Consider the following 22,087-nt stretch of genomic DNA (forward strand, 5'->3'; position numbering starts at 1 on the left):
CGCGATCATGCGCCCCGACGCCGGAACGGCGGCCTATCCTCCTGACGGACGCTCACCGCCGGTAGCCCGGTGCGCTGAGCGCGGAGCGGGCCAGGACGGCGGGGAGGTCGAGATCGCTACCGACAGTGGAGGAACGGACCTGCCGACGGGCGCGGTGTGCTACCTCGTGGCCGTCCCGGTGGCGGCGCTCTGCTGCCTGCTGCCCCTGCTGCCGGGGCCCGTCCCGGCCGCCGTGCCACGCTGGCTCGGCGCTCCGGTGGACTGGCCCAAGGTCGGCCTGCTGGCCTTTCTGCACGGCTGCTGGGAATCGCTGGCGCAGGGCCAGCCCACCCCCTGCCGACGGCTGCTCCGGGCCCTGCTGGGCCGGCCGCCGCTGCCCTCCCGGCCACCGGCCCGGCCCCTGGCCAACGCCTTCTTCCCGGTGCTGTTCGCCGGGGTGCTGATGCTCGCACCGGCCGCCGCGGCCCTGGTCGCGGTGCCGATCGCGCTGTTCGGCGACACCGAGCCGGACTGCCGCCGGCGCCAGGTGTGGAACGGCGCCCAGCTCGCCCTCTCCGCCTTCGCCGCCTCGGCGGTCTTCCACCTGCTCGCCGGACCGCAGCTGCTGCTCGGCTCCCGCTTCCCGGCCGCGCTGCTCCCCGGGGCCGCCGCGCTGGCCGCGTTCTGCCTGGCCAACGGGGTGCTGGTGGGCGGCATGCTGGTGCTGGCCGAGGGCCGGCGGGCGAGCGTCCTGCTGCTCGGCCCGGTCGCCGCGTTCGGGCTGCCGGTGCTGGTGCACGCGGCCGGCGGGCTGATGGTCGCGGTGCTCTGGCAGGGCCCGTACGGGGCCTTCGCGGCGCTGCTGGCCCTGCTGCCGCTCTCCATCTCGGCCTGGGTGTTCGCCCAGGGCCACCGCGAGCGGGACGCCCACCAGGCCACCGTCCAGGCGCTGGTGCAGGCGGTGGAGATCAAGGACTCCTACACCCGGGGGCACAGCGAACGCGTCGGCAAGGCCGCGGTGCTGATCGCCGGTCAGCTGGGCATGGAGGCCGAGCGGCTGCGTACCCTGCGGTTCGCGGGCATCCTGCACGACGTCGGCAAGCTCGGCGTGGCCACCGAGCTGCTGCGCAGGAACGGTCCCCTCGACGAGGCCGAGCGGCGGGCCGTCGAGGTGCACCCGGTGCACGGCTACGAGCTGGTGCGCGGCATCGTCTTCCTCGGCGAGGCGCACGCCGGGATCCTGCACCACCACGAGCGGATGGACGGCCGGGGCTACCCGAGCGGGCTGGCGGGCGAGCAGATCCCCGAGTTCGCCCGGATCATCTCGGTCGCCGACGCCTTCGACTCGATGACCTCCACCCGGTCCTACCGGCGCGGCCGGCCGGTCACCGAGGCGGTGGCCGAGCTGGAGCGCTGCTCGGGCAGCCAGTTCGACCCGGTGATGGTGCGGGCGCTGGTCGACGCGCTCGCCGTGCACGACTGGCAGCCCGTGCTGCCCCCCGACGACGACTGCATCCGGGCGGTGCCCGACATCCCGCTGGGCGTGCCCGAACCGGTGCGGCCGGGCCCGGGCCGGGTGCCCGCCCAGGGCGGCACCGTGCCGACGGCCGGACCGTCGTGAGCGCCCGCCCGCCGGCCGGCGGGGTGGCCGCGGTGCACGCCGCGGCCGTCGTGCTGCTGGCGTTCTCGTTCGGCGCGGTGGCGGTGCGCGGGATGGCCGAGCCCGGGGTGGCGCTGGCGTTCACCGTGCTGATCGCGCTCGGCGAGTGCGTCCGGATCACTCTTCCGGGCGATCGCGAGCAGGCACCGATCGGTGCCGCCGGTGCGCTGGCGTACGCCCTGCTGGGGCCGCTGCGCGGGCTGCCCACCGCGCACGGCGTGCTCCAGGCGGTCGCGGTGACCGGCGCGGGGTTGCTGCTGGCGCTGCTCCCGGCGGTGGCGCTGCCCCGCGGGGCCCGGCGGCCGCGGCGGGCGCCGTGGCGGGACCGGGCCCGGCTCGACGGCGCCGCCCGGCGGCTGCTCGGGGCCGGGTTCGCGGCCGCGATCTTCCAGCCGCTCTACAACAGCGGAGTGGTCGACCGGTTCTCGGCGGACGGCCCCGCCTACGGGGTGTTCCTCACGGTGGTGGCGGCGCTGGCCGCGCTCTGCGACGCCACCCTGGCGGCGGTGCTGCGGCGGGCCCGGAGCGGGCTGCGGTTCCCGGCGGCGCTGGAGGACGAGTTGCGGTCGCTGTTCGGGATCGGCTCGGCGATCGCCGCCACCGGGATGCTGGTCAGCCTGGCGGCGGGCGAGGTCGGGCTCTGGGCGCTGCCGCTGTTCTGCGCGCCCCTGCTGCTGGCGCAGGTGTCGTTCCGGCGGGCCGCCGCCGTCCGGGCCACCACCGGGCAGACCATCGCCAGCCTGGCCAAGGCCACCGAGGTGGCCGGCTACACCCCGTACGGCCACGCCCGCCGGGTCGCCGACACGGCGTGCGCGGTCGGCCGCGAGCTGGGGCTGAGCACCCGCGAGCTCGCCCTGCTGGAGTACGCGGCGCTGATGCACGACATCGGGCAGCTGTCGCTGGTCGAGCCGGTGCCGGACGGGGCGACGGCGCTGCTCCCGGAGGAGGAGCAGCAGCGGATCGCCCGGCTGGGCAGCGAGGTGATCCGGCGGACGGGGGTGCCGCGGCAGGTCGCCGAGCAGGTCGCCCGGCTCGCCGATCCCTGGCCCGGGCGGCCCGACCCGGACGAGCGGGCGGTGCCGCTGGCGGCCCGGATCATCCGGGTGGCGAACGCGCACGACGACCTGCTGACGGCGGCGCGCGGGCGCGGGGTGGAGGAGGTGGTGGGGCGGCTGGAGGTGCTGGAGGTGCTGCGGCTGGGGCGGGGCCGGATCTACGACGGACGGGTCGTGGACGCGCTGGTGAGGGTGCGGGGGTAGGGGAGGGGCGCGCGGCGGGTGGGGGCGGCGGGCGCTGTTCAGGGGTTGGGGTTGAGGCGGGGCGTCGGGGCGGGCAGGCTGGGTAGGGGTGGGGCCGGGAGCGGCCGGAACCCCGGCTGCGGGGAGCGCGGGCGACGGCGGGCGTGGTTGGATGCGGTCGTAGCGTGGAACACCGACCCGGGGCACCGGGCCCGTGGCAGCGGGCGCGGACACGGGACTTGAGCGGACGACGACGGCAGGGACGAACGTGAGGATCTTCCACCGGGCACGGCACCGGCCGTCCGCCACCTGGCGGCAGACGACCGATCGGGCTTTCACGCTGATCGGCGACGGCCGCTACGAGGACGCGGGGGCCCTGCTGGTGATGGCGGCCGATCTGGAGCCGTGGCTGTCGGACTCCTGGTTCAACCTCGCGCTGCTGCACAAGTTCCGGCGGGACTGGGAGCAGGCGCGGGCGGCCGGGCTGCGGGCGGTGGCGCTGCTGGACCGCGAGCAGGGCGCCCCCGACTGGTGGAACCTGGGGATCACGGCGACGGCGCTGCAGGACTGGCCGCTGGCGCGGCGGGCCTGGCAGGCGTACGGGCTGCGGCTGCCGGGCGGGGCCGGGGCCCACCCGGACGGCCCGGTCAGCCTGGACCTGGGGACGACGCCGGTGCGGCTGTCGCCGGACGGCGAGTCCGAGGTGGTCTGGGGGCGCCGGCTGGATCCCGCGCGCATCGAGGTGCTGTCCATCCCGCTGCCCTCGTCGGGCCGCCGCTGGGGCGAGGTGGTGCTGCACGACGGCGCCCCGCACGGCGAGCGGGTGACCGACGGGGTGGCGTACCCGGTGTTCGACGAGATCGAGCTGTGGGCGCCCTCCCCGGTGCCGACCTACGTGGTGCTGCTGCAGGCCGCCACCGCGGCGGACCGGGACGCCCTGGAGCGGCTGGTCGCGGACGCGGGGTACGCGGCGGAGGACTGGACGTCGTCGGTGCGGCTGCTCTGCCGGGCGTGTTCGGAGAGCCGGATGGCCTCCGACGACGGGCACACCGCGCACCACGACCCGCACGACGACGGGGACGCGGCCCACCCGGGGCACCTGAGCCATCTGAGCCAGGGCGCCGGCGGGATGTCCTGGCTGGTGGAGCGGGAGTGCGGGATCGCGGCTCCGGCGCTGCTGGTGCGTACGCTGCTGGACCGCTGGGTGGCGGCGGCCCCCGGTACCCGCGCGTACCGGGATCTCGAAGAGGTCTGCTGAGCGGTCCGCTTACCCTTGGTCGGTACGGCCAGACGATCCAGGGAAGCGGAAGACACACAGCGATGGCGGAGCAGCACGACCACCAGCACGACCACGACCACGAGCCCGCGCAGGGTGAGGCCCAGCCGGTGAAGGTGGTCGGCGAGGAGCCGGACCTCTCGAAGGGCACCGCGCGTCCGATCACCGTCTACGGCAACCCGGTGCTGCACCGGGAGGTCAAGACCGTCACGGCCTTCGACGGCGAGCTGTCGGGGCTGATCGACGACATGTTCCAGTCGATGTACGCGGCCGAGGGCGTGGGCCTGGCGGCCAACCAGATCGGCGTGGACCTCAAGGTGTTCGTCTACGACTGCCCGGACGACGAGGGCGTGCGCCACATCGGCCACGTCATCAACCCCGTCCTGGAGGAGCTGCCGGCCGGCAGCAAGCGGGTGCTGGACGACGGCAACGAGGGCTGCCTGTCGGTGCCGACCGCGTACGCCGAGCTGCCGCGGCCGGACTACGCCGCGGTGACCGGCCAGGACAAGGACGGCAACCCGATCCGGGTCGAGGGCACCGGCTTCTTCGCCCGCTGCCTGCAGCACGAGACCGACCACCTGTACGGGTTCCTCTACATCGACAAGCTGTCGAAGCGGGACCGCAAGGACGCGCTGCGGCAGATGGCCGAGGGCACGCCGCGGTACGCGACGGTGTCGAACGGCTGACGTGTCACGGAAGGGCCGGTGCACGCGCACCGGCCCTTCCGCACGGGTGCCTACCGCGGCACGAACAGCCACTCCGGGCCGTAGGTGAAGCGGGGGGCGGCGGGCAGCTTGACGCCGTTGATCTGCTGGGCGGTCCGGCGCATCTGGCCCATCTGCCCGATCGCCGGGCCGATCGAGTCGGGGCCGGCGTCGCCCCAGGCGCCTTCGAGGGCGTACAGCATGTCGCTGTAGTGCTGGTTGAAGGTCGCCAGGAGGGTGGCGGTGGGCTGGTCGGGCTCGTTGCCGGGGCTGTTGGCCCAGCCGCCCAGGGGGACCCGGGCGACCGGGGAGGTGTCCGGCAGCGGGACCTCCGGGCCGGTGAACCCGTACTTCTTCGTCCCCTCGTCGAGGACGAGCTCGCGGCCTTCGGCGATCTCCTTGAAGGCGTAGTAGTGGGCGAGTTCGCCCGGGGCGCCGGGGAAGGGGTTCTCCGGGGAGGCGTCCGTGCCCTCGCCCTGCGACTGGATGACGTGGATGGCGGCCAGCACGTCGTCGATGGTGTTCATCGGGACGATGTCGTTGCCGGCGCCGTGGCTCGACCCGAGCGGGAAGCTCACCTGCCGCTGCCCGGTGAGCAGGTGGGCGAAGGTGGGGAAGACGTTCGCGATCCGCTGGTAGAAGGCACCGATGGTGTTGCCGTCGGCGGCGAAGGCGAGCGGGTGCTCGGGCTTCTCGATGTCGGAGAACAGGGCGGCCGACTCGCGGGTCAGCCCGCTCAGGTAGACCTCCAGGCCGGGGTTGACGCCGCCGGGGAGCTCACCCGGGTACTTCGGGACGGTGAGCGGGTCGGTGAGGACGACCGTGCCGCCGATGCTGGTGAGCATGTTGCAGACCAGGCCGAAGTGCGACATCTCGTCGAAGACGATCTCGCGGATGGTGTGGCGCACCGGCTTGGAGTTGTCGGGGTCGGTGATCGACCAGAGCGCGGTGGCGTAGGGCGGGATCGTGGACAGCTCCAGCATGATCGCCCGCTGGAGCGCGTCCTTGAGTTCCTGCTCCGTCCAGTCCTCCTCCGCCATGCTCATGAGCTGGACGATGGCGTCGCTCCGGTAGTCGAGGATTCCGGTCGGCACGGTGGGCCCCTTTCGTTCGGCTGTGGCCGGACCGTAGCGGGGGACGGCACCGTCCGTATGCGTGCCGTTCCGGTGGGGCCCGGCGGTTTCATTCGGACGAGCGAACGACGCCGCCCCGCCGGGTGCGAACACCGGGCGGGGCGGCGGCTGTTGGCCGGGCCCCCGGAGGAGCGGGACCGGGCGGGCCGGGCGGCCTAGAAGTCGTCGTCGAAGGAGACCGAGCCCTCGACGGCGACCTGGTACGCGGAGACCCGGCGCTCGAAGAAGTTGGTCAGCTCCTGGACGTTCTGCAGCTCCATGAACCCGAAGGGGTTGGTGGAGCCGTAGCGGATCGGCAGGCCGAGGCGGGCGAGCCGCTGGTCGGCCACCGCCTGCAGGTACTCGCGCATGGACTCGGTGTTCATGCCCGGCAGGCCCTCGCCGCAGAGGTCACGGGCGAACTGGAGCTCGGCCTCGACGGCCTCCTCCAGCATCTCGGTGACCTGCTGGGCCATCTTCTCGTCGAAGAGGTCGGGCTCCTCCTCGCGGACGGTGTCCACCACCGACATCGCGAAGTCCATGTGCATGGACTCGTCCCGGAACACCCAGTTGGTGCCGGTGGCGAGGCCGTGCAGCAGGCCGCGGCTGCGGAACCAGTACACGTACGCGAAGGCGCCGTAGAAGAACAGGCCCTCGACGCAGGCCGCGAAGCAGATCAGGTTGAGGAGGAACGCCCGGCGGTCGTCCTTGCTCCGCAGCGAGTCGATGTGGTCGACCGCGTTCATGTACTTGAAGCAGAACTGGGCCTTCTGGTGGATGGAGGGGATGTTCTCCACCGCGGCGAAGGCCGCGTTGCGGTCCTCGGGGTCGGGCAGGTAGGTGTCGAGCAGCGTCAGGTAGAACTGGACGTGCACGGCCTCCTCGAACAGCTGCCGGGACAGGTAGAGCCGGGCCTCGGGGGAGTTGATGTGCTTGTAGAGGCTCAGCACCACGTTGTTGGAGACGATCGAGTCACCGGTGGCGAAGAAGGCGACCAGCCGGCCGATCATGTGCCGCTCGCCGTCGCTCAGCTTGGCGAGGTCGGCGACGTCGGAGTGCAGGTCCACCTCCTCGACGGTCCAGGTGTTCTTGATCGCGTCCCGGTAGCGGTCGTAGAACGACGGGTACCGCATCGGCCGCAGGGTCAGCTCGAAGCCGGGGTCGAGCAGCATCTTCTCGCGGTCGGGACGGGCTTCGGGGGTGGTGCTCACTGGCAGGCCTCGCAGGACTCGGGGTTCTCCAGGGAGCAGGCCAGCGCGGCCTCCTCCTCCGGGCTGAGGGTCGGGGACGCCACCGGCACCGGCGCGGCGGCGCGGGCGGTGCCCGAGGCGGCCTGGGCGATCCGGGTGGCGGGCCGCGACCGCAGGTAGTAGGTGGTCTTCAGGCCGACCTTCCACGCGTACGCGTACATCGAGCTCAGCTTGCCGATGGTGGGCGCCGCCATGAAGAGGTTCAGTGACTGGCTCTGGTCGATGTACGGCATCCGGGCGGCGGCCAGGTCGATCAGCGCGCGCTGGGGCAGCTCCCAGGCCGTGCGGTACAGCGAACGGACCTCGGCGGGCAGCCAGTTGAGGTCCTGGACGGAGCCGTTGGCGTCGCGCAGCGCGTCCCGGGTCTGCTGGTCCCAGACGCCGAGCTCCTTCAGCTCGCGCACCAGGTACGGGTTGACCTGGAGGAACTCGCCGGAGAGGGTCTCGCGCTTGAACAGGTTGGAGACCTGCGGCTCGATGCACTCGTACACACCGGCGATCGAGGCGATCGTGGCGGTGGGGGCGATGGCGAGCAGCAGCGAGTTGCGCAGACCGGTCTCGGCGATCCGGGCGCGCAGCGCCTCCCAGCGGCCGGCCCAGTGCGGCGCGGCCGAACCGAAGTGGTCGATGTGCAGCTCGCCGCGGGCGGCGCGGGTCTCGCCGTAGGCCTCGTGGCGGCCCAGCTGCTCGGCCAGGTCGGCGGAACGCTCGTACGCGGTGAGCATGATGCGCTCGGCGATGAGGGTGGAGAGGGCCTTCGCCTCGGCGGAGTCGAAGTCCAGGCGGAGCTGGAAGAAGACGTCCTGGAGGCCCATCACGCCGAGGCCGACCGGGCGCCAGCGCGAGTTGGACGCGCCGGCCTCGGGGGTCGGGTAGAAGTTGATGTCCACCACGCGGTCGAGGAAGGTGACGGCGGTGCGGACGGTGGCGTCCAGGCGGTCCCAGTCCATCGCGTTCAGCAGGTCGGCGGCGGTGGCACCGGGGGCGACGTGGGCGCCGAGGTTGACCGAGCCGAGGTTGCAGACGGCGGTCTCGGAGTCGTCCGTGACCTCCAGGATCTCGGTGCAGAGGTTGGAGCTGTGCACCGTGCGGCCGGGCAGCGCGGTCTGGTTGGCGGCGCGGTTGGAGGCGTCCTTGAAGGTCATCCAGCCGTTGCCGGTCTGCGCCAGGGTGCGCATCATCCGGGAGTAGAGGGTCTGCGCCGGGATGGTGCGGACGGCCTTGCCGGCCTGCTCGGCCTTCAGGTACGCCTCGTCGAACTCGGCGCCCCAGAGGTCGACCAGCTCGGGCACGTCGGCGGGGGAGAACAGCGACCAGTCGGCGTTCGCGTTGACGCGGCGCATGAACTCGTCCGGGATCCAGTGCGCCAGGTTGAGGTTGTGGGTGCGGCGCGCCTCCTCGCCGGTGTTGTCGCGCAGCTCCAGGAACTCCTCGATGTCCGCGTGCCAGGTCTCCAGGTAGACGCAGGCCGCGCCCTTGCGGCGGCCGCCCTGGTTGACCGCGGCGACCGAGGAGTCGAGGGTGCGCAGGAACGGGACGATGCCGTTGGACTTGCCGTTGGTGCCCCGGATCAGGCTGCCGCGCGAGCGGATCCGCGAGTAGGACAGGCCGATGCCGCCGGCGTGCTTGGAGAGGCGGGCGATCTGGGCGTACCGGGAGTAGATCGAGTCCAGGTTGTCCAGCGGCGAGTCCAGCAGGTAGCAGCTCGACATCTGCGGGTGCTTGGTGCCGGAGTTGAAGAGCGTCGGCGAGGAGGTCAGGTACTCCAGCCGGCTCATCAGGCCGTACAGCTCGGAGACCTCGCGCACCGACTGCTCGTTGTCGCCGACCGCCAGACCACAGGCGACGCGGAGCAGGAACTGCTGCGGGGTCTCGACGACCTTGCGGGTGATCGGGTGGCGCAGCAGGTACCGGGACTGCACGGTGCGCAGGCCGAAGTACTCGAAGCGGCCGTCGCCCTCGGGGTCGATCAGCGCGTTCAGGGCGGTGGCGTGCTTGGCGACGAAGTCGGCGGTGGAGTCGCCGATCAGGCCCTCGGCGTGGCCGACCGCGATCGAGTCCGAGAAGGTGACCGAACCCTGGCTCACCGCCTCGTCGACGATCTCCAGCGCGAGCAGTCGCGCGGCGAGCTTCGAGTACTGCGGGTCCTCGGCGATCATCGACGCTGCGGCGTCCACGGCCAGCCCGCGCAGCTCGGCGAAGTCCGAGCCGGCGTGGCGGCCGCGCAGCGCGGCGGCGGCGACATGGCCGGGGTCCACCTGGGGGAGGTCGGCGCTGCGGTCGGTCAGCAGCCGGAGCAGTGCGCCACCGGGGTCGGACACCGTCGGGTCGACGGGGGCGGAGCTTGAACCCTGGGCGGGCAGGGTGACTGAGGCAGCGGTGGTCAAGGCGCTCTCTCCTGGCGGCGATCGGCGTCGGCGGTGGCTCGGGCCGGACCGTTCGGGGCAGGGGAGCACGGCGCGCCGGCCCGGAGGCGGCGCGCGACGGTGGCATCCCCGGCCCGCCCGCGAGGCCCGGAAGTGGTGCTGGTGCGAAAGGCCTCTGCGGGGAGGCCAGGCGGCACGCCGTCGGCAGGTATTCGGACTCGCGGGCTCTGTCGGAGCCGCCCGCACACCGCTGCGGGGCAGTCCCGGACTCGCACCGGGTTCCCCTGCGTCGACAGCAGGGATGAGCATACATCTAGTGGTGTCCGCTCGATGCGACCCCACATGTTGTGCGGCGTCGCGTGTCGACGTGATCGCAGGTGGTACCGGCGAGAGGCCTTTCCCGGGCTGTTCCGGGGCCGTTCCGGGGCTGCGGCCGGCCCCCGGCCGCCCGCCGCGGGGGCCGGCGCCGGGGGCCGCCGCAGGGTCGTTCCAGGGCCTTCGCGGACCGCGGCGCAGGGCGTCGCCAGGAGTGCCCGGGGCCCGGCCGGTGTTCGGATTCGGAAACGGATCGGCCACCGGGCAGGCCCGCCGTCAGGGGCATGCCCTACGATCTCGGCTCATGAGGGAGCGGAGCCAGCGGGTCGTCGACACCGACGTGATTCGTGGAGCGGCCGCCGAAGGCAGTGAGGGGGGCGCATGAGCGACGGAACGGGCACGCCCGGGGAGTGGAGCGGCCGACCCGGCTCGCCGGGGCAGCAGCCGCCCCCTCCCGCCGGGCCGGGTGGCGCGCAGAACCAGCAGCCGGGCACGCCCGGACAGCCGCCGCAGGGCCCGCCGCCCGCGCCGTACCCCGGCGCGCCGCAGCCGGTGCCGCCGGCCCCGGGCGGGTTCGGTCCGCCGCCCGCCTCGTACGGGCCGCCGGTGCCCGCGCCGCAGCCGGTCCAGCCGCCGGTGCCGTCCGTGCCGCAGCCGCCGCAGCAGGTCCAGCCGCCCGTGCCGCAGCCCGTGCAGCAGCCGGTGCAGCCGCAGCCCCCGGTGCACCAGCAGCATGTCCAGCCGCAGCCGCAGCCGCAGCAGTGGCAGCCGCACCCGCAGCCCCAGCACCCGCAGCACCCGCAGCACCCGCACCCCCAGCCCGTGCCGCAGCACGCCGAGCCGGACTGGGCCGCCCTCGCGGACCGGAACGAGGCGGAGGCCAAGCGCAAGGGCCGGACGCGGATCATCGGCGGCGTGGTCGCCCTCCTGGTGGTCGGCGGCCTGGTCGCCGGCGGCCTGCTGTTCCTGAACAAGGGCGACGACAAGAAGCCGGTCGCGGATCCCACCGGCGCCGCCACGGCGGCCACCCAGCCGCCGGCGCCCACGGCGTCCGGCAAGGCGTCCCCGACGGCCACCCCGAGCGCCACGCCCGAGGACCCGTCGAAGCCGCTCTGGGAGGCGACCACCGACCCGGCTCCGCAGGACGCGGCGGCGCTCTTCTCGGCGCTCACCGTGACGGTCAACGGCGCCACCTGGAACCGCACCGTGGTCTCGCTCGACTCGCCCTGCTGGGACGGCAACTCCACGGTCGGCGGCCTCGGCAAGGTCCTCGGTGACCAGGGCTGCCGCCAGGTGCTCCGGGCCACCTACGTCTCCGGCGACAGCGCGGTGACGGTCGGCGTCGCGGTCTTCGACCACAAGCAGCAGGCCGAGACCGCGGTGAAGAACTACGTCGGCCACCTCAAGGGCGCCGCGGCCCCCGGCTCGCCGGCGTTCTGCACCACCCCCGGCTGCACCAACACCAAGGGCACCCTGGGCCGGTACGGCTTCTTCACCGTCGAGGGCTCCGCCAAGGGCGGCAACACCGCGGACGCCGCCGCGACCGCGGCCGCCGCGGGCTTCGACGAGCACGTGAAGAACCAGCTCCTCCAGCGCACCAAGGCGGCGGGCGGCGCACCGGCCGCCACTCCGGCGGGCTGACGGTCCGCCCGGTTCGGCCCGGTTCCGGCCGGGCCCGTCCCGGTTCGCGCCCGGCGGGTCCGCTCGCCCCGGCCCCGGGGGATGTGGCAGGCTCACCGCCTGTCAGTCGTACACGTGTTCCGGTTGTGACGGCGCAGGCCGGTGCCGGTGAGCATCCGGAGGAGTGTCCGTGGCCCTGCCCCGCGCGCTGCGTGCCAAACCGGCCGTGCTGGCCGCGGCCGGCGCGCTGCTCGCCGCCGGCGCGGTGGTGCTGGCCGGCCAGGACGGCCGGGCCGACGGCGACCGCCGGGACGCGCCCGCCCGCAGCACGCTCACCCTGGGCGGCGCCGGGCGCACCCTGGCGCCGGAGGTCGGCCGCGAGCTGCTGGCCCGCGACCCGCAGGCCTCGCCCAACGCGCGGGCCGTCCAGCAGCTCCTCGCCGACCTGGAGGGCGCGGCCCGGGCCGGCCGCTCCGGCGGGACGGTGATCGGCCAGCACGTCGAGGCGCACAACGAGCTCTACAACCCCGAGTACGGGGACTACCGGGGGACCAAGCCGGTCGGCTACTACTACAAGAAGGCCGCCGACATCACCGGCCGGCTGCCCGGCTTCGTCGAGACCGACCTCGGCCCCGGCTACGGCCAGAACGGCTGGGGCGTCGGCAACCCGCGCTCCTACTCGGCGGGCCGCTGGCCGGCCTGCGCGGTCGGCTGGCAGTACACCGACGACGCCGTCGACCTGATGACCGCGGTCTGGTCCGGCCACCCGCGCCCGGACGACGGCAGCTACGGGGCGTCGGGTACCCAGAAGAACTGCGACGGCACCAGCACCGAGCTGCCCGACAACGGCGGCGGCCCGGCCGGACTGGTCGGGATGTCCTTCCACGAGCCGTACCCGGGTTCGGACGTGAAGTCCTTCGACCGGGTGCTCTGCTCGGCCTCGCCCGGCGCGAAGGACCCAGGCTGGTTCGGCCGGGTCGTCGACAGCGCCGGCGACACCCCCGAGTACCGCGCGCTGCTGACGGACCTCTCCTTCCTGGCGGACCACCTGGAGTACCTGGCGGCCCACGACGTGCCGGTGCTGCTGCGGCCGTACCACGAGATGAACGCGGCCGACTGCGCCCGCGGCTTCTGGTGGTCGGGCCGCAAACCCGCCGACTACCAGGCGCTCTGGCGGATCACCTACCACTACCTGGTGGAGACCAGGGGCCTGCACAACCTGCTGTTCGCCTGGACGCCGGTCTCCTGGGACGGCGCCCCGGGCGTCGATCCGTGGGACTACTACCCGGGCGCGCGGTACGTCGACGTGGTCGGGGTGGACGACTACAGCGGCAGCCCGGCGCACCCGATCGGCACCGGCGAGGTGTGGACCAAGCGCTACTACGACGGCCTGGCCGGCTACGGCAAGCCGCGGATCCTGGCCGAGTCCTTCGCCGTGCCGGTCAACTCCCGCCAGCCGGACACCCTGCGGCGGACCCCGTGGACGATCTGGACGGTCTGGGGGCAGTCGCTGACGGCGGACAACCTGACCCCGGACCAGCCCCGCAACTCCAACGCCGACGTCAAGGCCACCTACGGCAACGGCCTGGCGCTCACCGGCGGATCCGGCCCGTTCGGCGCGGACGTCGACTGGAGCGGTCTGCACGTCCGGTGAACCGGCCGGCCTCCTCCGTGAGATCGACAACACGTCCGCACCCTCCTGAACCCGGGGAATTCCTGGTCCGTTCGCGCGTGTGGCATCCTGTGGCCCGGAATCGAACGGGTTGAAGCCGGGTGCGCCCGGCAGGGGCGGGGGTACGGGAGATGACACAGGCGCGTCCTGACCGTCCGGCCGGTGGCCTCGCGGTGGCCTGGGGGGCGGTGATGCTCGGCTGGGCGGTCTACAACTGCTTCTGGCAGGTCGGCTTCGCCACCTTCGCCAAGGGCGTCTTCTACTACGGCGGCTCCTCGGTGGGCGCCGAGACCGGCAGCCTCAACTTCGCGGTGCTGTACCTGACCTCCGGCATCCTGCTGCTGCGCGGGCGGGACTGGGCGCGCGGCGTGGTGGTCGGCGTGGCGCTGGTCGAGGGCTACAACCGGGTGCGCAGTCTGACCGGCGCGCTGCTGGACGCCCCGCAGCGCCGGTGGTTCACCGGCACCACCGAGGGCTGGCTGAAGCTGGCGACCTTCGGGCTCGGGGTGGCCGTCACCGCGACGCTGGCGGTGCTGCTGGTCGTCTCGCTGCGCCGGACCGGATCCCGCTGGGCGCCGGCGCCGGGCCCGTGGGCGGCCGCCGGGCAGCCCTCGCCGTTCCAGCCGCTGCCCGCCCAGCAGGGGCTGCAGCCCGGCCAGCTGCACTGGTCGCTGCTGCAGACGCTGCCGCAGGACCAGGCTCCCGGCCACCCGCCGACCCAGCCCCAGCAGCCCGCGCAGGCCTGGCCGCAGCCCCAGCAGGCTCCCCAGCCCCAGCAGCCTCCGCAGCCACAGCAGGCCCCCCGGCCCCCGCACGACCGGACGCAGCCCGGCTGGACCCCGCCGCCGGCCGCCGTCCCGCCGCAGCCCCCGCAGCCCCAGCACTCGTGGCCGGCCCCGCCGGTGACGCCCGGGCCGGTTCCGCCGGCCCCGGGGACGCCGCCCTACCCGGGGTAGCGAGCAGGACCCGCCGGCCCGGACCGGCGGGGTGAACGGACAGACGCAACAGACGAGGAACGACTATCGCCATGACAGCACCAGCACCCGCGCGGACGGTACTCACCACGTCCCGCGAGGCCGCTCGGCTCGCCGACCGGCAGATGTCGTGGAAGCCGCGCATCGTCCCGTTCTACCTCTCGTTCGTGATCATCTTCGGCTTCTCGCTCTGGGCGTACGTGCCCAACCCGACCCCGCTCGGCTGGGCGATCACGATCCTCTGGGGCATGCCGGTCTTCGGCGTGCTGATCGGCTTCCAGGGCGTGCTGATGGTCCGCCGCCGGCTGCGCAAGGCGAACCGGATGACCCCGGCGGTGCCGGTCGACGACGACTACCTGATCGTCCTGGTGCCGACCATCGGCCGGCACGACACCTACCCGGCGCTGGAGCGCTCGGTGCTGTCGTACGTCGACCACCTGCCGGCCTACTTCCCGTGGATGCGGGTGGACATCCTCACCGAGGAGGGCTGCGCGGCCGGCGAGAAGATCGACGAGCTGGCCGCCCGCAACCCGCTGATCCGGGTGGTGACCGTCCCGAAGGCCTACCAGACGCCCAACGGAACCAAGTTCAAGGCCCGCGCCAACCACTACTCGCACGAGCTGCGGATCGAGGAGGGCGAGGCCGAGGACGACGTCTGGGTGCTGCACATGGACGACGACACCGGGGTCGGGCCGGACACCGCCGCCGCGGTGGCCCAGTTCATCAACCGGCAGCGCCGGGCCGGGGACGACGCCAAGCACATGGCCCAGGGGATCCTGACGTACCCCCGGGAGAACGCCGTCTCCACCTTCACCTGGCTCGCCGACGCGATCCGCCCGGCCGACGACATCGCCCGCTTCCGCGCGATGACCGGGACCGGGACGCCGATCGCCGGCGTGCACGGCGAACTGCTGCTGGTGCGCTCCTCGGTGGAGGCCACCATCGGCTGGGACTTCGGCCCCGACACCATCGTCGAGGACGCCCAGATGGCGCTCAACTTCTGCGTGCGCTACCCCGGCCGCAGCGACTGGTTCAACGGCCGCTGCTACGGCGCCTCGCCGGCCGGCCTCAAGGACTTCCTCAAGCAGCGCGAGCGCTGGGCCTGGGGCCTGGTGGCGCTCTGCTTCAACAAGAGCATCCCGCTGCGGTTCCGGCTGTTCATCGGGATGGGCATGGTCAGCTGGGTGCTCGGACCGCTCCAGCACGTCGGCCTGGTGCTGCTGATCGCCTGGTTCACCGGGACGATGAACACCTCGCCGGTGACCCAGTCGGTGGTGCTGATCTGGTCGATCAACTTCGCCTACGTGATCTGGACGTACTGGGAGGGCCTGCGCCTGAACGTGGTGGGCTCGGCCGACCACCGGCGCAAGTGGTGGGAGCCGATGGCGGTGGTGGCGGCCATCCCGCTGTTCTCCCTGCTGGAGGGCTGGGGCGGGATGCGGGGACTGATCAAGTTCCTGCGCCGCGAGGAGAACAAGTTCGTCGTCATCGCCAAGCCGGCCTGACCGGCGACCAGGGACTGCTGCCAGATATGAAACGCTTCGTCATCTTCATCCTGCCGACCGTCGTGCTCGGCCTCACCGTGGGCGTGCCGATCGTCTGGGGCGACCACCCGATCAAGTTCGACCACAAGCGCCCGACCGAGGTGCACTGGGCCGGTGCCCCGGCCGAGCAGGGCCGGGTCTGGGGATTCGGCAAGGACGCGCCGCCGGAGGACACCGGGCTCAAGGTGGCGCGGCCGTGGGCGAAGGGCAGCCCGGAGTGGGGCGTCCAGGTGTACTGGCTGGACGACCCGGCCGACCCGGAGAGCTTCGTCCAGGGCAAGGCGGACCGCATCGTCAAGTACGTGGTCGGCCTGAACGCCAACGCGCTCTCGGTGTCCTTCCCGTTCTACACGGTGGGCAGCAAGTCCAACGCGGTCGCCGCCCGGCCGACCACCCCGAGCCCGGACCGGCTGGCGATCCTGCTGGACACCGCGCACCGGGCGGGCCTGCGCACCACCGTCCGGCCGATCCTGGACGAGGAGTCGCTGAAGCCGGCCAACAACGGCTGGCGCGGCAACATCGCCCCCACCGACCGGGACGCCTGGTTCGCCAGCTACGCGGCCTTCCTGGCGCCCTACCTGAAGGCGGCCGAGGAGCACGACGCGACCGAGTTCACCATCGGTACCGAGTTCAACTCGCTGGAGGCCGACCCGCACTGGGCCCCGCTGGTCGAGCAGGCCGGGAAGACCTTCCACGGCGAGGTGGCCTACGACGCCAACTGGGACAACTGGTCCAAGGGCGCCGTCGCAGTGCCGACCGGGCGCACCGGCGTCGACGCCTACTTCCCGGCCAAGTCGGCCGGGGACGACGCCACCGCGGCCGACCTGGCGGCCAGCTGGAACAGCTGGCTGGACAAGCGCGGCAAGGGCCCGCAGCCGACCACCAAGCTGACCGAGGTGGGTATCCCGGCGCAGAAGGGCGCCTACAAGACGCCCGGTGACTTCTACACCAAGCGCGAGCTCAACGAGCCCGTGCAGGCCACCTGGTTCACCGCGGTCTGCCAGGTGGCGCAGGAGCGGAAGCTGGCCGGACTGTACTTCTGGTCGCTCTACTTCGGCATCGACCCGACCCTGCCCACCAACCAGGACACCCCGCGGATGGACTTCGCCGGGCGCCCCGCCTCCGAGCAGGCGATCCGCGACTGCTTCGCGCAGACCTACGCCGTCCCGGAGGGCGCGGCCGGCTGACCGGCCGGCGGGGTCGCCGCCCGGGTCGGGGTGGTGGTGGGCTTGCGGGACGGCGTGGTGGTGGGCTTGCGGGACGGGGTCGTCGAGTGGCTCGGGGACGGCTGCTCGGTCGGGGTGGCCTGTTCGGTGGCCGGCGGGGCGGTCGGCGTCGCCGGGGCGGTCGGCGTCGGCTGGGGAGCCGGCGCGTCCGGCGGCCGGACCCCGGCCAGCGCGTCCGCGATCTGCTGCTCCAGCCACGGCGTCACCAGCCGCATGCCGGCCGGCGTGAGGTGCACGCCGTCGGTGGCGGGGGAGACCAGATGGCCGTCCCGGTCCTTCCAGAGGCAGTTGCCGCCGGGGCAGTAGAAGGCGTTCAGGTCGAGCAGCTGGACGGCGCCGCCGGAGGCCTTCACGAAGTCGCCCACCTGCTGGTTGTAGCAGGTGCCCCAGGCCTTGCTGATCGCGCCGTTCTGCACCCGCTCGTTCATCAGCAGCACCCGGGCGCCGTGCGCGCGCTCGCGGACCAGGTCCGTCGCCTGGGTGAGCTGGGCGGTGTACCGGGTGCGGTAGTCCTCGTCGCAGGGGTTGAGCCAGCTGCCGTCCAGGTACTGCTCGGCGGCGTCCCAGCCGAGGTGCAGGACGACCGCCTGCGCCTGGACGCGGTCCAGGCTCTTCGCCCAGAGCGCGGTGCGGTCGCGGCAGTCGTCCGTGGTGTCGAACTCCACCCGGGAGGTGCCGCGGACCTTCTCGGAGCCGAACACGCCGCAGCCGCTGATGCCGCCGTCGACCACCCGGAAGCGGTCGCCGTGCCGGTACAGGCCGGTGGCCAGGTCCTCGGAGAAGGAGTCGCCGAGGGCGAGTACCAGCGGCTTGTCGGCGGGGCCGCCGCGCATGTCGTGCTCGACCCAGGCGGGCAGGTACCAGGCGCCGGCGGTGGCCGTCAGCGCGGCGGCGGCCAGCAGCGGGATGGTCGGCAGCGGTCGCCAGCGCAGCACCCGCAGCCGCTCGGTGCCGGTGTGCAGCAGCCAGGCCAGCACCCAGGAGACGGGCGCGCCGATGGCCAGCAGCAGCGCCGGCGAGATGTCGTCGACGAACCGCTGGAGCAGCCAGTAGACCGGCAGGTGCAGCAGGTAGAGGCTGTAGGAGATGGTGCCGGTGAGCCGCAGCGGGGGCAGTGCGAGGAGCCGGACCAGCGGACCGCGGTCGTGGCAGAGCGAGGCGGCGAGGACGGCCGAGAGCACCGCGACGCCGGCCAGCCCGCCCCGGTACAGCCAGGGCTCGTGGTAGTTGTCCACGCTGAGGCTGGCCCAGACCAGACCGCCCAGCGCGAGGGTGCCGACCACGGTGGGCAGCACCGTGCTCCCGGCCCCCGGACGGCCGGGCGAACGCCGCTGGGCCCGCGAGCCCGTCTCCGGACCCTCCTGGACCGTGCGGCGCAGCCGCAGGTAGACCACGAAGGCGGCGGCGGCGCCGGCCGCGAAACCGACCGCGCGGGACTCGGTGCCCAGGTAGAGCCGGTCGCTGTTGGAGCCGTTCCACATCAGCGGGGCGACGGCGGCGGCGCCGGCGAACAGCACACCGGTCACGATGCCCGCGGCCTTGAGCGAGCGGCGGCAGACGGCGTAGATCAGCAGCAGGAGCAGCGGCCAGACCACGTAGAACTGCTCGGTGATGCTGAGCGACCACATCGCGGCCAGCGGGTCGATGCCGGCGAAGTGCTGCCAGTAGGCGTCACCGCGCTCCAGCTGCGCCCAGTTGGCGACCTGGGCCAGCGCGGCCAGCGCCTGCGGGCGCAGCTCCTTCACGTCCTTGAGCGGGCTGAGCAGGGCCGAGACGAGGACCACCAGGAGCACGGTGACCAGCAGGCCGGGCAGCAGCCGCTTGGCCCGGCGGCGGTAGAAGACGCCGAGGGCGATGCCGTCGGTGCGGTCCAGCTCCCGGATCAGGACCAGGGTGACCAGGAAGCCGGAGAGGACGAAGAAGGCGTCCACACCGAACAGGCCGTTCTGGAACCAGTTGGTGTGGTAGAGCAGCACGGAGGCGATGGCGAGGCCGCGCAGGCCGTCCACCGCCTTGAAGCGCACCGACGGCGGCACCGGCCGCCGGGGGGCGGGCGGCTCCGCGGGGATCGCGTACCGGCTGCCGCGCGGCGCGGGGATCCCGCGCGCCTCGCGCATGTCCCGCAGGGTGGGTCCGCTCGCCGCGGAGGGCGCGCCGATGCCGGGCCCGTCGTACATGAGGTGCTGCTCCTCTGATCGATGGGCTACCACGACGTGTCTCGATCAGAGGTTTATATCAAAAGAGCGGCCTGATCGTTCGTCGGCCGCCGGGGCAGCCGGCCGGTCCGGTCCCCGGCCCGCCGCTCCGCCGCCCCCTGACCGGCGGGCCGGCCCGCGGCCGGACCGCCCCCGGTGGGCCGTCAGAAGGCCATGCTGTAGACCATCAGGTCCATCCCCGGGTACGGCGCCCAGTCGCGTTCCGGGGTCCGGCGGAAGCCGATCCGCTCGTAGATGCGGTGGGCGGTCGTCATGTCGGGGCGGGTGGAGAAGGCCATCCCGGCCAGGCCGAGTTCGCGGCTGCGGGTCAGGGCGGCGCGCACCAGGCTCTCGCCGACGCCCCGGCCGCGGGCGGCCGACGCGGTGGCGAGCATCCGGATCTCGCCCTCGTCCGGGGTGGCGATGTCGGCCCACTCGGTGCCGCCCACGGCGAAGGTCACGCAGCCGAGCACCCGTCCTTCGGCCGCGTCGACCGCGACGAGGAGCTCGGCCTCCCGGGCCCGGCGGGCGGTGTCGCGCAGGAGGTCGACGTACTGGCTCTCGGGCGAGGTGTAACCGTCGCCGACGAAGGCCTCGACGGTGACGTGGCCGGCTGCTTCGAGGTCCGCTTCGCGGGCCGGGCGGATGACGATGTCCATCCGGTCAGTGTGCCGGAGCCGCGTCCGGCGGCGGGCGCCGGGGCGGCCGCCCGCGGACCGGTGGCAGCGGCCGCCGCCGGGCCGGCGACGGCAGGGGTGGCGGTGGCGGCCGGGTCGGCGTCGGGGCGCAGCGAGGCGGCCGGCATGGTGCCGTAGAGCCGGTCGGGCAGCGCCGGGTCGACGGGGTACCCGCCGGGCCGGTGCCAGTTGTCGCGGCCGGTGGCGGCGCCGCGGGCCACGTCGCGCCCGATCAGGGTGCCGAGCAGTCCGAAGCCGCCGACGGTCCCGACCAGGGCGAGTGCACTTGCGAGCGTGTCGGAGTCCATGGCTCCACTCTCGCGGCGCGGCAGGCCGGCCACGAGTGGCAGGAATGCCCGATCCCATCGAAATCCTGCCACCCGGGCCCTTCCCCGCGGGCTCCCCGGGGAGGCATCCTGGGCGGCATGCTGAAGAACGTGGTCGCGGTGGTGCTGGAGGAGCTCCACCCCTTCGAACTCGGGGTGGCCTGCGAGGTCTTCGGCCTGGACCGCAGTGCGGACGGCCTGCCCCGGTACGACTTCGCCGTCGCCGGTGCCCGCCCCGGGCCGCACCGCACCCACGCCGGCTTCTCGGTGGACGTCCCGTACGGCCCGGAGCGGCTCGCCGAGGCCGACCTCGTCGTGGTGACCGCCACCGGGGTGCGCCCGCACTACCCGGAGCCGCTGGTGGACGCCGTGCGCGCGGCGGTGGAGGGCGGTGCCAGGGTGCTCTCGATCTGCAGCGGCGCCTTCGTGCTCGGCGCCGCGGGGCTGCTGGACGGCCGCCGCTCGACCACGCACTGGCGGCACACCGCGGAGCTGGCCGCCCGGTTCCCGCGGACCACCGTCGAGCCGGACGTGCTCTACGTGGACGACGACCCGGTGATCACCTCGGCCGGCACGGCGGCGGGCATCGACGCCTGCCTGCACCTGGTCCGCCGGTTCCAGGGCGCCGAGGTGGCCCGGGGGATCGCCCGCCGGATGGTGGTGGCCCCGCACCGGGAGGGCGGCCAGGCCCAGTTCGTCGCCCGGCCGCTGCCCGAGGGGGACGGCGAGTCCCTCGCGCCGCTGCTCGACTGGATGCGCCACCACCTGGACGAGGAGTCCACCGTCGAGCAGTTGGCGGCCCGGGTGCACCTGTCGCCGCGCACCTTCGCCCGCCGCTTCCAGCAGGAGACCGGCACCACCCCGCACCGCTGGCTCACCGGGCAGCGGCTGCTGCTCGCCCAGCGGCTGCTGGAGAGCACCGCCGAGCCGGTCGACGCGATCGCCGCGCGCTGCGGCTTCGGCAACGCCGCCACCCTGCGGCACCACTTCGGCCGCCGGCTCGGCACGACCCCGCTGGCGTACCGCCGCTGCTTCGCCGAACCGGCCGTCGGCTGACGGCGGCCCGCCCGGGCCCGCCCCCGTCGGCCGACGGCCCGCGGCCTCAGCCGAGCGTCAGGTGCCCGGTGTCGTTCCAGTGCGCCGGGCGCAGCCGCCCGGCCTCGGCCCGCCACAGGCTGGTGGAGCAGTTGCGGACCGTGTCCAGGGCCGTCAACTGCGCCTCGGTGAGCCGGTCCAGCGCGTAGCGGAGCATCAGCACCGTACAGTCGTGCGCGACCAGCAGGACCGGCCGCCCGGCCTCCTCCGCGCAGATGTCGCGCAGCACGCTGCGCACCCGCAGGGCCACGTCCGCCCAGGACTCCCCGCCGGGAGGGCGGTAGTAGAGCTCGCCCATCTTGCGGCGTCTCGCGGCCTCGTCCGGGTGCCTGGCCTCGATCGCGGCCTTGGGCAGCATCTCCAGGATGCCCAGCTCGCGGTCGCGCAGCCGCTCGTCGTAGCGGACGGCGAGCGAGACCGGTACCGCGCCCAGCCCGGCGGCCTGGGCCAGCGCGATCCGGGCGGTCTCGGTGGTGCGCTCGTAGGGGGAGCACCAGACGCTGCGCGGGCGGTCGGCGCTGGGCAGGCCGGCCCACCAGCGGCCGAGCGCCTGGGCCTGCTGCCGGCCCTGGAGCGAGAGCGGGATGTCCGCGTCGCGGCAGCTGATCGGCACGCTCAGCGCGCCGGCCGCCTCGGCGAGCTGGAACTCGACGTTGGCGGTGGACTCGCCGTGCCGGGTGGCGATCAGCACGGACGGCAGCGGGCCGGGGGCCGTCACCGGCGCGGTGTGCGGGGCGGGCGCCGCCGGGTAGGGCGCCGCGGTGACCTGCGGGCCGGGCCGGTGGGTGGACTGGTGCTGACCGTTGAGTGTGGTGCCGAGCTCTGCCATCGCCGCTGCTCCCCGTGGGTCGATCGGGT

The 22,087-nt window shown here is 73.8% G+C and carries 16 protein-coding genes and 1 riboswitch; of the genes, 10 read left to right on the plus strand and 6 right to left on the minus strand.

Annotation, left to right across the window (positions count from 1 at the left end; genetic code table 11):
* Positions 1-154 precede the first annotated feature (154 nt).
* The 4 genes from ABT263_RS23895 (at position 155) to def (ending at position 4,839) form a co-directional block, all read left to right on the plus strand.
* Positions 155-1,600 carry an HD domain-containing phosphohydrolase gene (locus ABT263_RS23895; RefSeq protein ID WP_352293084.1) on the plus strand — a complete coding sequence of 482 codons (1,446 nt, stop codon included), beginning with the start codon at positions 155-157 and terminating at the stop codon, positions 1,598-1,600.
* Complete coding sequence (locus ABT263_RS23900; protein WP_352293086.1) at positions 1,597-2,898, plus strand: HD-GYP domain-containing protein; 1,302 nt, start codon at positions 1,597-1,599, stop codon at positions 2,896-2,898. Before ABT263_RS23895 ends, ABT263_RS23900 begins: the two co-directional genes overlap by 4 nt.
* A 247-nt stretch (positions 2,899-3,145) precedes the next feature.
* Positions 3,146-4,135 carry a tetratricopeptide repeat protein gene (locus tag ABT263_RS23905; RefSeq protein ID WP_329489532.1) on the plus strand — a complete coding sequence of 330 codons (990 nt, stop codon included), beginning with the start codon at positions 3,146-3,148 and terminating at the stop codon, positions 4,133-4,135.
* Positions 4,136-4,197: 62 nt separating this feature from the next.
* A complete protein-coding gene (def, locus tag ABT263_RS23910) occupies positions 4,198-4,839 on the plus strand; it encodes a peptide deformylase (protein ID WP_352293088.1) in 642 nt (213 codons plus the stop codon).
* A 50-nt stretch (positions 4,840-4,889) separates the two neighbouring features.
* On the opposite strand, the gene ABT263_RS23915 is transcribed toward def, so the two are convergent.
* The 3 genes from ABT263_RS23915 to ABT263_RS23925 form a co-directional block, all read right to left on the minus strand.
* Positions 4,890-5,951: a ferritin-like domain-containing protein gene (locus ABT263_RS23915; RefSeq protein ID WP_352293090.1), complete on the minus strand. Its 1,062-nt coding sequence runs from the start codon at positions 5,949-5,951 to the stop codon at positions 4,890-4,892.
* Between the two features lie 194 nt (positions 5,952-6,145).
* On the minus strand, positions 6,146-7,141 hold the full coding sequence (locus ABT263_RS23920; protein ID WP_329492241.1) for a ribonucleotide-diphosphate reductase subunit beta: 996 nt from the start codon (positions 7,139-7,141) through the stop codon (positions 6,146-6,148).
* A 35-nt stretch (positions 7,142-7,176) separates the two neighbouring features.
* Positions 7,177-9,582: a ribonucleoside-diphosphate reductase subunit alpha gene (locus ABT263_RS23925; RefSeq protein ID WP_352293134.1), complete on the minus strand. Its 2,406-nt coding sequence runs from the start codon at positions 9,580-9,582 to the stop codon at positions 7,177-7,179.
* 189 nt (positions 9,583-9,771) lie between these two features.
* Positions 9,772-9,898, minus strand: a riboswitch (cobalamin riboswitch).
* Between the two features lie 383 nt (positions 9,899-10,281).
* Here ABT263_RS23925 and ABT263_RS23930 point away from each other — a divergent pair.
* From ABT263_RS23930 to ABT263_RS23950, 5 genes are all read left to right on the plus strand, one after another.
* Positions 10,282-11,541, plus strand: coding sequence for a hypothetical protein (locus ABT263_RS23930; RefSeq protein ID WP_352293092.1), 1,260 nt, complete (start codon positions 10,282-10,284; stop codon positions 11,539-11,541).
* Between the two features lie 169 nt (positions 11,542-11,710).
* Positions 11,711-13,174 (plus strand): glycoside hydrolase family 26 protein, encoded by a 1,464-nt coding sequence (locus ABT263_RS23935; RefSeq protein ID WP_352293094.1) that lies wholly within the window; start codon positions 11,711-11,713, stop codon positions 13,172-13,174.
* A 149-nt stretch (positions 13,175-13,323) separates the two neighbouring features.
* Positions 13,324-14,148 carry a hypothetical protein gene (locus tag ABT263_RS23940; RefSeq protein WP_352293096.1) on the plus strand — a complete coding sequence of 275 codons (825 nt, stop codon included), beginning with the start codon at positions 13,324-13,326 and terminating at the stop codon, positions 14,146-14,148.
* Positions 14,149-14,219: 71 nt separating this feature from the next.
* Positions 14,220-15,671, plus strand: a complete 1,452-nt coding sequence (locus tag ABT263_RS23945; RefSeq protein ID WP_329489538.1) for a glycosyltransferase family 2 protein — start codon at positions 14,220-14,222, stop codon at positions 15,669-15,671.
* A gap of 26 nt (positions 15,672-15,697) precedes the next feature.
* Positions 15,698-16,897, plus strand: a complete 1,200-nt coding sequence (locus ABT263_RS23950; RefSeq protein ID WP_352293098.1) for a glycoside hydrolase family 113 — start codon at positions 15,698-15,700, stop codon at positions 16,895-16,897.
* Here ABT263_RS23950 and ABT263_RS23955 read toward each other — a convergent pair.
* Together ABT263_RS23955 and ABT263_RS23960 are read right to left on the minus strand one after the other, a co-directional pair.
* The gene (locus tag ABT263_RS23955; RefSeq protein ID WP_352293100.1) at positions 16,867-19,113 is read right to left on the minus strand and encodes an SGNH/GDSL hydrolase family protein; all 2,247 of its coding nucleotides are present in this window, start codon (positions 19,111-19,113) and stop codon (positions 16,867-16,869) included. The two genes, ABT263_RS23950 and ABT263_RS23955, sit on opposite strands and share 31 nt — an antisense overlap.
* 182 nt (positions 19,114-19,295) lie before the next feature.
* Positions 19,296-19,790 carry a GNAT family N-acetyltransferase gene (locus tag ABT263_RS23960; RefSeq protein ID WP_352293102.1) on the minus strand — a complete coding sequence of 165 codons (495 nt, stop codon included), beginning with the start codon at positions 19,788-19,790 and terminating at the stop codon, positions 19,296-19,298.
* A 443-nt stretch (positions 19,791-20,233) separates the two neighbouring features.
* Between ABT263_RS23960 and ABT263_RS23965 the strand changes: the two genes are divergently transcribed.
* Positions 20,234-21,190 (plus strand): helix-turn-helix domain-containing protein, encoded by a 957-nt coding sequence (locus ABT263_RS23965; protein WP_352293104.1) that lies wholly within the window; start codon positions 20,234-20,236, stop codon positions 21,188-21,190.
* Between the two features lie 46 nt (positions 21,191-21,236).
* Here the strand turns inward: ABT263_RS23965 and ABT263_RS23970 are convergent, their stop codons facing one another.
* A complete protein-coding gene (locus tag ABT263_RS23970; RefSeq protein ID WP_329489543.1) occupies positions 21,237-22,058 on the minus strand; it encodes a histidine phosphatase family protein in 822 nt (273 codons plus the stop codon).
* Between the last annotated feature and the right edge of the window lie 29 nt (positions 22,059-22,087).

This window comes from Kitasatospora sp. NPDC001603, from assembly GCF_040298365.1.
GTDB lineage: Bacteria > Actinomycetota > Actinomycetes > Streptomycetales > Streptomycetaceae > Kitasatospora.